Annotated in this window: 13 protein-coding genes; 6 read left to right on the top strand and 7 right to left on the bottom strand. The window is 61.4% G+C overall.

The features are described from left to right. Positions 1–39: 39 nt before the first annotated feature. Complete coding sequence (locus tag U5A08_RS09130; protein ID WP_253394329.1) at positions 40–696, bottom strand: thiopurine S-methyltransferase; 657 nt, start codon at positions 694–696, stop codon at positions 40–42. A 102-nt stretch (positions 697–798) separates the two neighbouring features. Here U5A08_RS09130 and U5A08_RS09125 point away from each other — a divergent pair, with 102 nt between their 5' ends. After that, positions 799–1,566 carry a DODA-type extradiol aromatic ring-opening family dioxygenase gene (locus tag U5A08_RS09125; protein ID WP_253394328.1) on the top strand — a complete coding sequence of 256 codons (768 nt, stop codon included), beginning with the start codon at positions 799–801 and terminating at the stop codon, positions 1,564–1,566. A 67-nt stretch (positions 1,567–1,633) separates the two neighbouring features. Here U5A08_RS09125 and U5A08_RS09120 read toward each other — a convergent pair whose 3' ends face one another. Both U5A08_RS09120 and U5A08_RS09115 read right to left on the bottom strand, forming a co-directional pair. Next, positions 1,634–2,638, bottom strand: coding sequence for a hypothetical protein (locus U5A08_RS09120; protein WP_321851253.1), 1,005 nt, complete (start codon positions 2,636–2,638; stop codon positions 1,634–1,636). Positions 2,639–3,067: 429 nt separating this feature from the next. After that, on the bottom strand, positions 3,068–4,741 hold the full coding sequence (locus U5A08_RS09115; protein WP_247398418.1) for a DEAD/DEAH box helicase: 1,674 nt from the start codon (positions 4,739–4,741) through the stop codon (positions 3,068–3,070). A 423-nt stretch (positions 4,742–5,164) separates the two neighbouring features. Here U5A08_RS09115 and U5A08_RS09110 point away from each other — a divergent pair, with 423 nt between their 5' ends. After that, a complete protein-coding gene (locus U5A08_RS09110; protein ID WP_253394326.1) occupies positions 5,165–5,956 on the top strand; it encodes a crotonase/enoyl-CoA hydratase family protein in 792 nt (263 codons plus the stop codon). A 117-nt stretch (positions 5,957–6,073) separates the two neighbouring features. Here U5A08_RS09110 and U5A08_RS09105 read toward each other — a convergent pair whose 3' ends face one another. Beyond that, on the bottom strand, positions 6,074–6,829 hold the full coding sequence (locus U5A08_RS09105; protein ID WP_253394325.1) for a spermidine synthase: 756 nt from the start codon (positions 6,827–6,829) through the stop codon (positions 6,074–6,076). Between the two features lie 125 nt (positions 6,830–6,954). Between U5A08_RS09105 and U5A08_RS09100 the strand changes: the two genes are divergently transcribed. Further along, positions 6,955–8,301, top strand: coding sequence for a class II 3-deoxy-7-phosphoheptulonate synthase (locus U5A08_RS09100; RefSeq protein WP_321851250.1), 1,347 nt, complete (start codon positions 6,955–6,957; stop codon positions 8,299–8,301). A 31-nt stretch (positions 8,302–8,332) separates the two neighbouring features. On the opposite strand, the gene U5A08_RS09095 is transcribed toward U5A08_RS09100, so the two are convergent. After that, positions 8,333–9,556: a winged helix-turn-helix domain-containing protein gene (locus tag U5A08_RS09095; RefSeq protein WP_321851249.1), complete on the bottom strand. Its 1,224-nt coding sequence runs from the start codon at positions 9,554–9,556 to the stop codon at positions 8,333–8,335. 45 nt (positions 9,557–9,601) lie between these two features. After that, positions 9,602–9,808, bottom strand: coding sequence for a DUF1127 domain-containing protein (locus tag U5A08_RS09090; protein WP_247406222.1), 207 nt, complete (start codon positions 9,806–9,808; stop codon positions 9,602–9,604). A gap of 70 nt (positions 9,809–9,878) precedes the next feature. On the opposite strand from U5A08_RS09090, the gene U5A08_RS09085 reads away from it, so the two are divergent. Further along, positions 9,879–10,760, top strand: a complete 882-nt coding sequence (locus U5A08_RS09085; protein ID WP_321851247.1) for a LysR family transcriptional regulator — start codon at positions 9,879–9,881, stop codon at positions 10,758–10,760. Here the strand turns inward: U5A08_RS09085 and U5A08_RS09080 are convergent. Further along, the gene (locus U5A08_RS09080; RefSeq protein ID WP_247406231.1) at positions 10,750–11,499 is read right to left on the bottom strand and encodes a sulfite exporter TauE/SafE family protein; all 750 of its coding nucleotides are present in this window, start codon (positions 11,497–11,499) and stop codon (positions 10,750–10,752) included. The genes U5A08_RS09085 and U5A08_RS09080 overlap by 11 nt on opposite strands. A 108-nt stretch (positions 11,500–11,607) precedes the next feature. Between U5A08_RS09080 and U5A08_RS09075 the strand changes: the two genes are divergently transcribed. Both U5A08_RS09075 and U5A08_RS09070 read left to right on the top strand, forming a co-directional pair. After that, entirely contained in the window at positions 11,608–12,558 is a 951-nt protein-coding gene (locus U5A08_RS09075) for a LysR family transcriptional regulator (protein WP_253394318.1), read from the top strand. Between the two features lie 79 nt (positions 12,559–12,637). Next, the gene (locus U5A08_RS09070) at positions 12,638–13,090 is read left to right on the top strand and encodes a MarR family winged helix-turn-helix transcriptional regulator (RefSeq protein WP_321851246.1); all 453 of its coding nucleotides are present in this window, start codon (positions 12,638–12,640) and stop codon (positions 13,088–13,090) included. Positions 13,091–13,239 lie beyond the last annotated feature (149 nt).

The following is a 13,239-nucleotide window of genomic DNA, read 5'->3' as shown; positions in this document are numbered from 1 at the left end:
GATCGCCCCTTTTTTGTGCGCGCCGCGCCAGCCCCCTAATCAGCGCCTTGTGAGTTGGTAGGCTCGCTCTTCCAACCGGGTTACGCCGTCCTGAACGAACTTCCAGCTCTCACCCAGGACATCCTGTTCCTCAAGGACTTCGAGCGCCCAGTGTGCCCCCAGCAGCAATTTCACCTCATCATCGGTCACCGCAAACGGTGGGCCGGCCTTTTGCGCCTGGTCATAGTCGAGGGTAATCAGTAACCCCTTACAACCAGCCCCCAGAAGAACATTGAGGTGCTCGGTGTAACGCGCGCGCATCAGCGGCGGCAACGCGATCAACGCCGCGCGGTCATAAAGCGCCGTGCAATCGCGCAACGCATCCGCGTCCAGCGCGAAAAAATCACCGCACCACACCTCGATCACATCCGCCCGGTACACCTTGAACACGCCGCGCTGGCTGATACGTGGTGTCAGCCCCTGCTCGCTGAAAAATGCCTCAACCGCCTGCTCCGACAGCTCCACCCCGAGCACACGATGCCCTTGGCTCGCCAGCCATACCAGATCCAGGCTCTTGCCACACAAAGGCACCAGCACCTTTGCCCCTTGCGCAAGGGCCAGCTGCGGCCAGTGCCGTTGCAGGTACGGGTTGACCTCGGGCAAGTGAAAGCCGATCTGATTACGCGCCCAGCGTTCCCGCCAAAACTGAGAATCCATACATCACCCTAAAAATTCGATCAAAAAGCGCTAAAACTTATATTAGATTTAGATCATTGATCTGATTGAAGATAGGGCATGTTAACCCTGAGGGCCCGTCCTATGCTCCCCACTCTGTTTATCTCCCATGGTTCGCCCATGCTCGCCCTGCAACCCGGCGCCAGCGGCCCGGCCCTTCAGCGCCTGGCGGCTGAACTGCCACGGCCGAAGGCGATTGTGGTGGTGTCGGCGCACTGGGAAAGTCAGGAATTGCTGGTCAGCGGCAGCGCCGCACCGGAAACCCTGCATGACTTCGGCGGCTTTCCCGCCGAACTGTTTGCCGTGCAGTACCCAGCGCCGGGCGACCCGCAATTGGCGCGCGATATCGTCGAATTGCTGCACGCCGATGGCTTGAGTGCGCGCATCGATGACCGCCGCCCCCTAGACCACGGCACCTGGGTGCCGCTGTCGCTGATGTACCCGGCGGCGGATATCCCGGTGGTGCAAGTGTCCTTGCCCAGCCGTATGGGCCCGGCCCTGCAGACCCGGGTCGGTCACGCCCTCGCCGGCCTGCGCGAACAAGGCGTGTTGCTGATCGGCTCCGGCAGCATCACCCACAATCTCGGTGAACTGGACTGGCACGCCGGGCCCGAAAGCATCGAACCGTGGGCGCGGGCGTTCCGTGACTGGATGGTGGACAAGCTCGCGGCCAACGACGAGGCCGCATTGCACGATTATCGGCGCCAGGCGCCCCACGCCGTGCGTAGTCATCCCACTGATGAGCATCTGTTGCCGCTGTACTTTGCGCGGGGCGCCGGTGGTGACTTCAGCGTGGCGCACCAGGGGTTCACGATGGGGGCGCTGGGCATGGACATCTATCGCTTCGGCTGACACCACGTCCACGGTGACAGCGGCGAAACGCCAGGGAAAAACCGGAAGCCCTCATCTTCGAGGGTTTTCAGGCCTTCTCATAACCCGCTCCCTGTAAAGAAAAGTGTATCTCCTTACCTTTACCGCCTTCGCTGATAACCTGCTGGTTACCTACCAGTGAGTTCTTGTACCTGCCATAGAGTCCACCACTCTTGATTTCGCCAACCTTGATATTGCCCTTATCATCTTGAGTGAAGGGTGCGGAAAAACTACCGCGAGTGGGGGCAATCTGTGAACTCTGGTTTATTTTCGCGCCGTAGTGTTCCACGAACCCTACCTCATTACCGGCCAACGCCGCGTTCTGATCGACATAAATATCTTTAACATGTTGCTTGGGCCCTGGCTTATCGGGGTCCGTGACATCCTGAATAAACCCTCTCAGCTTCCGGGGATTTTCAGCATCGCGTTCCACGGTCAGGTTATATTTGTTCCCAAACTTAAAATCTACCAGTGTGCTATTGCTGGCCCCCACTCCTCCATCAAACTCGTCGCGGCCTTGTGGCGCCTTGAAATGCTCGCCGTTTCCAGAAAACACAATCAGCGCCTTGCCATCCCCCCGTGGCTGCAGGCCAATATAACCACGGCCCAGACGCGCACCTTGCTCATCGTTAACGCGGAAATGCATCGCATAATAAATCCCCGCACCCTCGCTACCCTTTCGCTGCTGGCCCTCGTCGATACTCATTGGAAATGTGATATTGCTCAACCCGGCGCCAGGCGCGGGAAGCGAATACTTCACGTAATACAGCCCATTGGGTGACGTGGCCACATTCTTAATTTCGGGTTTTGGATCGCTCACCCTATTCAGCGTTGAGGTCGTGGTCGTACGCTCCACAGGCACTGCTGGCGTACTTCTTGTCAAGCGAGTGGGCACAGCATCCGAAATGAACGTGCGCTTTGCCTGCTGCAAACTGCGTTCTTCGTTGTGGTCGCTTCGTTGTACTCCCGCCCCATTAACTGGCGGCAACGTGGGCGGATAAACAACAGGTTCAGGAATTATTTGTGGAAAAAACTGTGAATAATTAACACGCATAACAGCTACAGACCTTTTCTGGAAAAAAACAATCAATAGACTTCAAATTCGCTGCCTGTCCGTCGACAGGACTACGCACTAACCTTTCCCAGTTGCATCCCTAACATGCTCGATATACATCGGCTCAACAACCGCCGTAATGCCCAGATATTTCAACAATCTTGATCGATGCAATGCTCACTTATCCGCAACACTTCATCACTCAACAATAAGTGGTTTACACCCAAGTAGGCAGCCAGAAAAACCGCTCAGACGCCCGGACTTTTCCTAAAACCAGCGAGATCGGCAGCTGACAGTCGCGACTGCATTGGTGAAAACGCCGCCCTCCCCCGGTCTTTCCGGCGGCCTCCTCTGGCCAAGCGCCGGGCAAAAAAAATCCCCGAACCAGTCGGGGATTTTTTAGGTGCGATCAATCAGCCCAGAGGCGGATCAATCTTCGCGGTAGCGACGCAGTTTGAGCTGCTTACCGGCAACGCGAGTGTCTTTCAGCTTGGTCAGCAGTTTTTCCAGACCGTCTTCCGGCAGCTCCACCAGGGAGAAGCTGTCACGGACCTGGATGCGACCGATGGCTTCACGTGCCAGGCCACCCTCGTTGAGGATAGCGCCCAGCAGGTTCTTGGCGGCGATACCGTCACGCGCGCCCAGCGCGGTACGGCAGCGAGCACGGCCTTCAGCCAATGGCACCGGAGCGCGACGCTCACGATCACCACGGTCCGGACGGTCGCCAGTACGCTCTGGACGATCACCGCGCGGAGCGTTGTTCGGTACCAGTGGACGTTCTTTCTCGATCGCTGCCAGGGTCAGGGCCTGACCGTTGGTTGCCTTGCGCAGCAGGGCTGCAGCCAGGGCACGCGGGGTGCAACCGATATCGGCAGTCAGGCGGTCCAACAGCTCGCCGTGGGTCGATTCAGCGTCAGCCACCAGCGGCGACAGGCTGTTGGTCAGTTTCTTGATGCGGGCATCGAGAACGGCCTGGGCATCCGGCAGGCGGACCTCAGCAACCTTCTGACCGGTCACACGCTCGATCACTTGCAGCATGCGGCGCTCACGTGGCGTCACCAGCAGCAGTGCGCGACCTTCGCGACCGGCACGGCCGGTACGGCCGATACGGTGAACGTAGGACTCTGGATCGTAAGGCATGTCAACGTTGAACACGTGGGTGATACGCGGAACGTCGAGGCCACGCGCAGCAACGTCGGTCGCCACAACGATGTCCAGACGGCCATCCTTGAGGGACTCGATCACGCGCTCACGTTGGTTCTGGGCGATGTCACCGTTCAGCGCAGCGGCTTTGTAGCCTTTGGCTTCGAGGGCACTGGCCAGGTCCAGGGTCGCTTGCTTGGTGCGCACGAACATGATCAGCGCGTCGAAGTCTTCGACTTCCAGCAGGCTCAATACAGCCGAGGTCTTCTGGTCAGCGTGAACCAACAGGTGAGCCTGTTCGATCGCGGTAACGGTCTGAGTCTTGGTCTGGATCTTCACATGTTGCGGATCGCGCAGGTGGCGTTCGGCAATGGCACGGATCGACTGCGGCAGGGTGGCCGAGAACAGCACGGTCTGACGGGTCGCTGGCAGCGCTTTGAAGATGACTTCCAGGTCATCCATGAAGCCCAGTTTCAGCATTTCGTCAGCTTCGTCCAGAACCAGGTGGTTCACGGTCGACAGGACTTTCTCGTCACGACGCAGGTGGTCGCACAGACGACCCGGAGTGGCGACAACGATCTGTGCGCCATTACGGATAGCCTTGAGTTGCGGGCCCATCGGCGCGCCGCCGTAGACGGCCACAACGGTTACGCCTGGCATTTGCTTGGCGTAGGTTTCAAAAGCGGTTGCTACTTGCAGCGCCAACTCACGAGTTGGCGCCAGGATCAGGGCTTGCGGTTCGCGCTTGGCAGGATCGATGCAGTGCAGGATAGGCAGGGCGAACGCGGCGGTTTTACCGGTACCGGTTTGCGCCTGGCCAATCATGTCCTGGCCGGCCATGATGATCGGGATCGATTGCTGCTGAATCGCCGAAGGTTCTTCGTAGCCAGTCGCAATGACGGCAGCAAGAATGTTCGGGTTAAGATTAAAAGCGGCGAAGCCGCCGGTTTCCTGGGTCATGGGTCTGCCTCTAAGTGCATCCGCAAAGACCCATGCTCCAAAGCTGCGCGTGCCGTGTTGAGACTCAAGAGTCGCCCTGGCTGCTTTGTCGGCGGGGATTTGCGAAAACGAATGAATGAAAAAGATTCGTCAAGGAAGAGTCCGCTGTACGGACGTGCAGCCGAAGCTGACTTCGGGGAATTGCGCTACCTAAACGCGGCCCGGTTAAAGGCCGGCGCGCACTATACCGGAAATAGCTGAAAAAGGGAGCTTTTTTTATCGCAAAGCGCCGATAAACCGCGCTGCTTCACCGTCTTTGCGCAGATGGGCGCCAAGGTCTATTTTTCAAGTGCCCGGTCTTGTGGGTTAAAACGCTTAAACGGTTCACCCGTCCACTCAGACCCTTTGGTCCGAAACCCTTCCCTGCGCCCGAGGGCACACCCGATGAATCAAGCCAGCAGCAGCCTCGTCAGCCGTGAATACAAGGACCATGTCCTGCTGTTGGGCCTGGATCGGGTCGCCAAGCGCAATGCCTTTAACCTGGAGCTACTCAACGAACTGAGCCTGGCCTATGGCGAATTTGATCGAAATGACGATGCGCGGGTGGCCGTAGTGTTCGCCCACGGCGACCACTTCACCGCCGGGCTGGACCTGGCCAACGTCAGTGGGGTGATGGCAGGAGGTTGGCAACCGCCACTCGGGGGCTGCGATCCCTGGGGCGTATTCGCCGGCCCACGGGTCAGCAAACCGGTGATCGTCGCCGCCCAGGGCTACTGCCTGACCCTTGGTATCGAGTTGATGCTGGCGGCGGATATCAATCTTTGCGCGAGCAACACCCGCTTCGCGCAAATGGAAGTACAGCGCGGGATCTTTCCATTTGGCGGTGCGACGTTGCGCTTTCATCAGATTGCCGGCTGGGGCAACGCGATGCGCTGGCTGCTCACCGGCGATGAGTTCGATGCCCACGAAGCCCTGCGCCTAGGGTTGGTGCAGGAGGTGATGGCCAGCGAAGACTTGCTGCCGCGCGCCGTCGAACTGGCCAGCCGCATCGCACGCCAGGCGCCGCTCGGCGTGCAGGCCACCTTGATGTCGGCCCGCCTGGCGCGCATGGAGGGCGAAGCCGTCGCGGCGGCCGCATTGCCGCCGGTGGTCGAGCAATTGCTCAACAGCGAAGACGCCAAGGAAGGCGTGCGCGCCATGCTCGAGAAGCGCCCAGGGGTATTCAGGGGAATTTGAGTTGACCGTGCCGCCGTCATCGCGAGCAGGCCCGCGCCCACATCGACCGCATTCCTTCAGGATGTGCTCGGTCAAATGTGGGAGTGGGCTTGCCCGCGATGACGCCCGTTCAGACAACTAGGTGGCCGGCCGAATCGCCTTGATCAACGGCTGCAACGAATAGCCCAGTCGCGGCGCCAGCGCTTCGGCGCGGGCCGAGAGCGCGGCATGGTCCAGCTCCTGATCCAACTCCGAAGGCACCAGCAGGATCACATTGCCCTCCTTCACCGGCAGCTCCCAATAATGCCGGTGATACAACCCGCGCAACAAAGCCGCACCCAAAGGCTTGCCATCGTCGGTGGCCCACTGGTTGATCACCAGCCAACCGCCGGGGTTGAGTTTCTTCTGACAGTTTTCCAGGAAGGTCCAGGCCAGGTGCCCGACGCCGGGGCCGACGTCGGTGTACAGGTCGACAAAAATCAGGTCGGCAGTTTCGGCGGTTTCGAGCAATTCCAGAGCGTCGCCAATGCGGATGTACAAGCGTGGATCGTCGTCCAGCCCCAGGTACTCAATGGCCAGGCGCGGCACATCGGGGCGCAGCTCGATGGCCTCGACATCCTCCAGCGGCAGGAACTTGAGGCACGCCTGGGTCAGCGTGCCGGCGCCCAGGCCGAGGAACAACGCGCTCTCCGGCTGCTCATGGCACAACGCACCGATCAGCATCGCACGGGTGTAGTCGTACTCCAGCCAGCTCGGGTCGGCGGTGAACACGCAGCTTTGCTCGATGGCGTCGCCAAACTCGAGAAAACGGTAATCGGCCACTTCGAGCACACGGACAATGCCGAAGTCATCATGGACCTCGGCCAGCAGGCGCTCGACACGCTCCTCGGTCATCTCAACTCCTAAAGGGTCTAACCCCACGGCAAAGGCGCGATTGTCGGCCAACCAGCGGCAACAGGTCACGCACTAATTGCTGATAACATTGGCGCCCGACCGTCAATCACCCTATCGAGTTCACGATGAGCCAACCCTGGAGCCCCGACAGCTGGCGCGCCCTGCCGATCCAGCAACAACCCCAGTACCCGGACGCTGCGCACCTGTTGCAGGTGGAGCAGAGCCTGGCCAGCTACCCGCCGCTGGTGTTTGCCGGGGAGGCCCGCGAGTTGCGCCGTCAGTTTGCCGAGGTGACCCAGGGGCGCGCCTTCCTGCTGCAAGGCGGCGATTGCGCCGAGAGTTTTGCCGAGTTCTCCGCCGCAAAAATCCGCGACACCTTCAAGGTGCTGCTGCAGATGGCCATCGTGATGACCTTCGCCGCCGGCTGCCCGGTGGTGAAAGTCGGGCGCATGGCCGGCCAGTTCGCCAAGCCGCGCTCGTCCAACGATGAAACCATCGATGGCGTCACCCTGCCGGCCTACCGTGGCGATATCGTCAACGGTATCGGCTTCGACGAAAAAAACCGCGTGCCGGACCCCGACCGCCTGCTGCAGTCCTACCACCAGTCCACCGCCACCCTTAACCTGCTGCGCGCCTTCGCCCAGGGCGGGTTTGCCGACCTGCATCAGGTACACAAGTGGAACCTGGACTTCATCGCCAACTCCGCACTGGCCGAGAAGTACAGCCAACTGGCGAACCGCATCGACGAAACCCTGGCCTTCATGCGCGCCTGCGGCATGGACAGCTCGCCGCAACTGCGCGAAACCAGCTTCTTCACCGCCCACGAAGCGCTGCTGCTCAACTATGAACAAGCCTTCGTGCGCCGCGACAGCCTGACCAACGACTACTACGACTGCTCGGCCCACATGCTGTGGATCGGTGATCGCACCCGTCAGTTGGACGGCGCCCACGTCGAGTTCCTGCGCGGGGTACACAACCCGATCGGGGTCAAGGTCGGCCCGAGCATGAACCCGGACGACCTGATCCGCCTGATCGACATCCTCAACCCGGACAACGACCCCGGCCGCTTGAACCTGATCGCCCGCATGGGCGCTAACAAGGTCGGCGACCACCTGCCGGCGCTGCTTCGCGCCGTGCAGCGCGAGGGCAAGCAGGTGCTGTGGAGCTCCGACCCGATGCACGGCAACACCATCAAGGCCAGCAGCGGCTACAAGACCCGCGACTTTGCGCAGATCCTCGGCGAGGTGAAGGAATTCTTCCAGGCACACGAAGCCGAAGGCACCTATGCCGGCGGGATTCATATCGAGATGACCGGGCAGAACGTCACCGAATGCATCGGCGGTGCGCGGCCAATCACCGAAGACGGCTTGTCGGACCGCTACCACACCCACTGCGACCCGCGGATGAATGCCGATCAGTCGCTGGAGCTGGCGTTCCTGATCGCCGAAACGTTGAAGCAAGTAAAACGGTGAGCGCATTCTGTAGGAGCGAGCCTGCTCGCTCCTACAGTTGTGTGAGCATCGCCGCCCTTAGTCGGTCGGCACTCGGCCGCTGACAATTGAGCTGCACCTGTTCCAGGCCCAGCCAGTCGGCCATTTGCCGCAAGTTCAGCGCCAACGCACGCATCCCCTCCTCATCCAGCCCCGGCTCTTCTTCGTGTACCGCATGCACGGCCAGGCGCCCGTGCGCACGTTCGGCGCGCAGGTCGACGCGCGCGGCGATGCGCTCGTTGTGCAGAAACGGCAGCACGTAGTAGCCGTACACCCGCTTGTCTTGTGGGGTGTAGATCTCCAGCCGATAACGGAAATCGAACAAACGCTCGGTGCGGCTGCGCTCCCAGATCAGCGAATCGAACGGCGACAGCAGTGCGCTGGCCGGCACCTTGCGCGGTACTTTCGGCTCCGGCAGGCAATAGGCCGGCTGCTTCCAGCCCTGCACCCGGCACGTCAGCAATTGGCCGTCTTCGACCAGCTCGGCCAAGCGGTTGCGAGTGTCGGCAGGCTCCAGACGGAAGTAATCGCGCAGGTCTTTTTCGCTGCCGACGCCCAGCGCGGTCGCGCTGTGCAGCAGCAAACCGCGCTGAGCCTCGGCCTCGCTCAGCGGGGCGTGGTAAAGCCTGTCGCCGGGAATGACGCGCTCAGGTAAATCGTAGAGCCGCTCAAACCCGCGCCGACCGGCAACCGTGACCAGGCCAGCAGCGAACAGCCATTCCAGCGCGTGCTTTTCATCACTCCAGTCCCACCAGGGGCCGGCGCGCTCTTCGCGGGTCGACAGACTGCCCGCGCCCAGGGCGCCCTGTTGTTCGACGGTGTTCAAGACGCGCTGGATGATGGCCTGCTGCTCGCGACCAAAGCGCGCCATCTGCGCATAGATGCCCTGCCCCTGTTTTGCCCGCTCCATGCGCCAGCGCATCAAGGGGTACAGTGCCATCGGCAACAACGAGGCCTCATGCCCCCAATATTCGAACAACGAACGCTGTCGGCCCTGGCTCCACGCGGCCTGCTCAAGCAATGACGGGGCGTACTGGCCAAGGCGGGAAAATAACGGCAGGTAATGGGAACGCACCACGGCATTGACCGAATCGATCTGCACCACACCCAGGCGTTCAATCAAGCGGTTGAGGTGCGTGGCCTTGATCAACGCGGGCGCCTGGCGCCCGGAAAACCCCTGCGCCGCCAGTGCCATGCGGCGCGCTTGCTTGAGGGAAAAAGACAGGTCGGCGGGCATGGGCATCTCCGTATGAGCCTGCCCACTACCCTACTGCATCCTCGGTCATTTTCGCAGCGGATCTTCCCAGAAATGCCGATGGGTTTCGCGCTCCACGTCGGCGCGGCTCAGCCCGATGTCCTTGAGCGCCGCATCGCTCAAGGTGGCCAGCAACCGCCGCTCGTGATGCAGCGTCTGCCACCGTGCAATCGCCTGGAACAGCCCGCGAAACGGCCGCTTCGCCACTACTACAAAACCTGTTTGACCTTTCATCTTCTCGCCCTCCCATGGGGATGACGCAAGTGTGTGTCGGAGGCTATGATCAATCCAACGAATGTTTCTTATGAAATACATCTCGGAGATTGATCAGTTGGCTCCCTACCCAAGCATCGACACCGACGTGCTGCGCACCTTCGTCGCCATCGCCGACCAGGGCGGGTTTACCCGTGCCGGCGAGCAGGTCAACCGCACCCAATCGGCGGTGAGCATGCAGATGAAGCGTCTGGAAGAAGACGTGCTGCAGCGCAAACTGTTCGAACGCGACGGTCGGCAAGTGCGGCTGACACCCGAGGGCCAGGTGCTGCTGGGGTATGCGCGGCGCATCCTGAAACTGCACAGCGAGGTGTTCAATACCTTGCGCGAACCGCATATGGTCGGGCTGGTGCGCATTGGCACCCCGGACGACTATGTGATGCGCTTCCTACCGGGAATTCTGAAACAGTTTTCCAAGGCGTACCCGCTGATCCAGATCGAGATGCACTGCGAGGCGTCAACGGTGCTGATGCAACGGCGGGACCTCGCGTTGACGGTAATCAGCCGCGAGCCCGGCAATGATATCGGCGAGTTGTTGCGCACCGAGCGCATCGTGTGGGCGGCGGCGCCGTGCTTCTGCGTGGACGAACACGACGCCGTGCCGCTGGCGTTGCCTGGCGCCGACTGCCTTTACAACCAGTGGGCCCGTACCGCACTGGACACCGCCGGGCGCAATTATCGCCTGGCCTACAACAGTTCCAACGGCGCGGCGATCCAGGCCGTGGTCAGCGCCGGCCTGGCGGCGATGGTCAGCATGGAAAGCCTGGTGACCGATGACCTGCGCGTGCTCGGCAGCGACGATGGTTTCCCACCCTTGCCGTCGATGAATCTGCGCTTGTTGCGTAACCCGCTGATGACGTCGCCCATCACCGACTGCCTGGCGGAGTACATCATCGAAGGCTTCAAACTTTAAACGTCAGCATCACCGCGCACACCACCAGGAAACCGCAGAACAAACCGCGCAACAGGCGCTCCGGCAGGGCGTGGGCGACTTTCACCCCCCAACTGATGCTGAGCAGGCCGCCGACCGCCAGGGGGATGCCGATCATCCAGTCCACCTCGTGGTGCCAGGCGTAGGTGACGAGGGTCACCCCGGTGCTGGGCAACGCCAAGGCCAGGGACAAGCCTTGGGCCACCACCTGGGTGGTGCCGAACACGCTGGTCAGCACCGGCGTGGCGACCACCGCACCACCGACACCGAACAAACCGCCCATGGAGCCGGAGACCGCGCCCAACACGCCGAGCCACGGCCAGGCATGGCGCATCTGTGCCGTCGGCGGCGCATTGCGGGTAAACATGCGCAACAGGTTGTAGGCCGACAGTGCCACCAGAAAAGCAATAAAGCCGATGCGCATCGCGCCGGCATCCAGGCCCACGGCCCAGATCGAGCCGAGCCAGGCAAAGCTGAAACCCATCACCCCCAGCGGCAGCGCGTGGCGCAGTTCAATGCGATTGCGCTGGTGATAACGCCACAGCGCGAGCATCACGTTGGGCACCACCATCACCAGCGCGGTGCCTTGGGCGATCTGCTGATCGAGGCCGAACAGCACGCCGAGCACCGGGATGGCAATCAACCCGCCGCCAATGCCGAACAGGCCGCCCACCGTGCCCAATGCCGCGCCTAATACCAGGTACATCGCTAAATCCAACACCACGCATTACTCCACCATCCCAAGCCTTGCATGCTACGCAGTCCGCTCTGGCGCGGATACGCACAGCAACGCACAATGGCTGTGCCAATCTCGCATAAGCATCGACCGATGAACCCGAATATTCTGACCGATCAACTCAGCCTGTTTCTCGATGTACTGGAAACCGGCAGTTTTTCCGCCGCCGCACGTCGCCATCCGCTGACACCTTCGGCCGTGGCCCGACGCATCGACAGCCTGGAAAGCTCGGTGGGCAGCCGCTTGTTCCAGCGCAGCACCCATGCGGTGCTGCCGACACCGGCCGGCCTGGCGTTCGCCGAGCGGGCGCGGCGCATCGTCACCGAGTTGCAATTGGCGCGGGCGGAAGCGGTGTCGTTGAGCCATGCGCCGGAGGGCCTGATTCGCGTGGATGCACCGGCGGCGTTCGGTCGACGGCATCTGGCGCCGGTGATCGCCGACTTCCTGAACGTCTACCCCGGGCTGGATGTACACCTGCACTTGATCGATAGCTTTGTGGACATGCAGGGCGCCCACCTGGGCAAGGTCGATCTGGTGCTGCGCGCCGGGCATATCGTCGACACCCGGCTGATCGCCACGCCGCTGGCCAGTATCGTGCGCATTGCCTGTGCCAGCCCGGCCTACCTGAAAAACCGTGGCACGCCGACCCATCCGCGAGACCTCAGCGAACACGACGGGCTGGACTGGGATGGCTTGGCGCCAATGTTCGCCTGGCGCTTCGAACTGGACGGGCGCCGCGCCACCTATCGCCCGCAACGCATCCGCATGAGCGCCAACAACGCCGAAGCCCTGCTCTCCGGCGCCCTGGCCGGGCTCGGCATCGCGCACCTACCCACCTGGCTGGCCAGTGAATACCTGGTCCGCGGCGAACTCTTGCCGCTGTTTTGCGAAAACGGCCTGCCCAGCCCGGAAACCACCGGCATCTACGCACTGCGCCTGGAACAACAGCCGAACGCACGCAGTCGCTTGTTGCTCGAATACCTGAAATCGCGCTTCAGCCCGGTGCCGCCCTGGGACCTGGCACTGCAAAGCGGCTTGGTCTGACCACTCGCACAGAATTATCTGGCGCATTAAAGACTTGCCCGCTAGATTCCAGCCAGACACGTTTTTTTGAGGCCGCGCCATGAGCAAAAATCCCGATCCTTGCCAATCCCTGTTGCTGGATAACCAGCTGTGCTTCGCCCTGCACTCCACCTCATTGCTGATGACCAAGGTCTACAAACCGCTGCTGCAAGCCTTGGGCCTGACCTATCCGCAGTACCTGGCCATGATGGTGCTGTGGGAAGAGGATGGCTTGACCGTCGGCGAAATCAGCAGCCGCCTGCTGACCGACCCGGGCTCCCTGACCCCCCTGCTCAAGCGCCTGGAAGCCGAAGGCCTGCTCAGCCGCACGCGCAGCCGCGAAGATGAACGCGTGGTGGTGGTGGAATTGACCGACACCGGCCGTGCCTTGCAAGACAAGGCCAAGGGCATTCCTCAGTGCATCCTCGGCGCCAGCGGCCTGGAGCTGGAGCAACTGCGCAAGCTGCAAGCTGATTTGATTGCGTTGCGGGGCAATCTGCAAGGCGCGGTCTAAACACACCCAAGCCCAATACCTGCGGAGGGGGCAATCCCCTCCCACAGGTGGTTTTGAGGCGCCCTTACGAAAAAATCCTGAAATTTATCTTGCGCACTAAACATTTGCGCTATACATTCATCTCACCAACTACTTAGCGCGCAAACATT

The organism is Pseudomonas paraveronii, assembly GCF_963681955.1.
In the GTDB taxonomy this organism is placed as follows: domain Bacteria; phylum Pseudomonadota; class Gammaproteobacteria; order Pseudomonadales; family Pseudomonadaceae; genus Aquipseudomonas; species Aquipseudomonas paraveronii.
The sequence above is the reverse complement of the archived record's forward strand: the minus strand, read 5'-3'. Positions and strand labels throughout refer to the sequence as shown.